Here is a 2,004-nt window from a genome sequence, read left to right on the forward strand (position 1 = left end):
ATAAAAAGCAAAAAGCGCTTTTTATCGGTCAGAGCATTTTCCGTTCGAATAGGCAACGCGCGCGTTGCCGCTTCGATAGGCAGGCGCATTGCGCTATTATTCATTGTAAAAAAATTCTATAAAGAAATCCCCAAATTTGTGGAATTAAACTCCTTTGTTCTAGGCAACCTAAGGAAAAAAGGAGGGATAAAATGAAAAAATATGCACTAAGTTTAGCTGCAGCAGGTTTATTAGTTTCTGGTCTAGCTGGTTGTGGAGATGTAAACGATAATGATATGAATGATAATGCTACTGGATTTACAACAAACCAAGGATATGGAACAGGTACTACAGGATATGGATACAATAATTATGGAAGACCCCAAGGAGATCTCTATGATGGAACGAGAGATAATGATAACTTTGGATTTAATCGTGGAACTGGAAGAACGGGTGTAACTGGACAAGCCCGTACAGGTGCTTATTTTGATACGGAAGAGGGTCAACTTGCCACACGAATTAATAACAGTATCCGTGGTGAAAATATTCGTGACTCCCGTGTTCTTGTTCACGGAAATGACGTTGTAATTGGTGTAGATGCAGATGGGGATACTAATGAGCTTGATCGAAATCTCCGTAACCGTGTCGGCGGACTAGCAGGGGGCAGAAATGTCCATGTAGTTACAGACCGTGACCAAGTGAGAAATATTCGTGATATGGATGACCGCTTACGAGCAGGAGAAGCATTTGAAGAAATTGGTGCAACTTTTACGGATATGCTAAACGATCTTGGAAATGCAGTACAGCGTCCATTTCAACGAAGCAGATAATTAAGCCTGGCCCATTGACCCATTATCCATGGGTCAGGGCCTTTTTCCATTCACTAAAAACTCCTTAAACTTTTTTCTAAGTTTGAGGAGTTTTATTTGTATTTTTGTCATTAATTACTATACTGAATATTGTATGCTATATTCATTCCTTTATTAGATTTATTGGTATAATAATAGAGGATAGTTAGTAAAAAAGAAAATTGCTAGAAGGGAAACGTGGTTGTCACAATGAGTAATCTTCGAACAAATTTGAAACAAATGGTGGAACATAAGAATTTCCAAGCAATTATTATAGCTATTATAATATTTAACGGCTTCATTATTATTGCTGAGACATATTTAAAAGGCAACAGCTTACTCCTAGTTTTAGATAAAATCATTGTTTGGGTGTTTGTCCTCGAGATGGTTGTAAAATTAGGTGGGCTAGGTACTAAACGATATTTTGCTGATAGATGGAATATCTTTGATTTTTCTATTGTCGTAGCAAGCTTAGCGTTTTATGCGACTCCGTTCGTCAGCGTACTAAGACTTGTTAGGGTTTTACGTTTAATAAGAATGATACCGGCAATTCCTGCCTTGAGAAAAATTATTGATGCCTTAATGAAATCTATCCCAGCCTTAACAGGGGTATTAGGCCTATGCATGTTGATTTTTACTATATACGCTATCATTGGAACAACATTCTTTAGTGAAGTACTAGATTACGAATTCTTTGGCAGCTTCCATACAGCCCTTTTCACACTCATGCAGGTAGTAACCTTCGAATCATGGGCGAGCCAGGTAGCCAGACCAATCATCAATGAAATCCCCTGGGCATGGTTCTACTTCGTCTCCTTCATTATCATCGGCGCATTGGTGATTCTAAACTTAGTAGTAGCAGTAATCTTGAACTACTTAGGGCAAGAAGACGACGCAATTCGGGAAGAGCAAATGGAGCGGTTATATAGGGAGAATGAGGAGTTAAGAAAAGATATTCAGGAAATTAAGCAGTTGATTCTTAACAGTAATAAAAATTCAAATTAATAACGATTGAATGTAGAAAAAAGTATTCGGAAACATAAAAGTTTTCAAATACTTTTTTGTTCTTGTTTAGGAAATTACACTAGCGTTGCATAAAAAAATATTTATTTTGTCAACGGCATAAAAAAACACTATATATTACCTTTTGTGGAATATTATGGTTTTCTGTTATATA

At 36.9% G+C, this 2,004-nt stretch carries 2 protein-coding genes; both read left to right on the forward strand.

From position 1 onward, the window contains the following. Window positions 1–191: 191 nt before the first annotated feature. On the forward strand, window positions 192–809 hold the full coding sequence (locus J2S74_RS27240; protein WP_307332905.1) for a YhcN/YlaJ family sporulation lipoprotein: 618 nt from the start codon (window positions 192–194) through the stop codon (window positions 807–809). A gap of 228 nt (window positions 810–1,037) precedes the next feature. Continuing rightward, a complete protein-coding gene (locus tag J2S74_RS27245) occupies window positions 1,038–1,832 on the forward strand; it encodes an ion transporter (RefSeq protein WP_307332908.1) in 795 nt (264 codons plus the stop codon). Window positions 1,833–2,004 lie beyond the last annotated feature (172 nt).

The organism is Evansella vedderi (genome assembly GCF_030813435.1).
In the GTDB taxonomy this organism is placed as follows: domain Bacteria; phylum Bacillota; class Bacilli; order Bacillales; family Salisediminibacteriaceae; genus Evansella; species Evansella vedderi.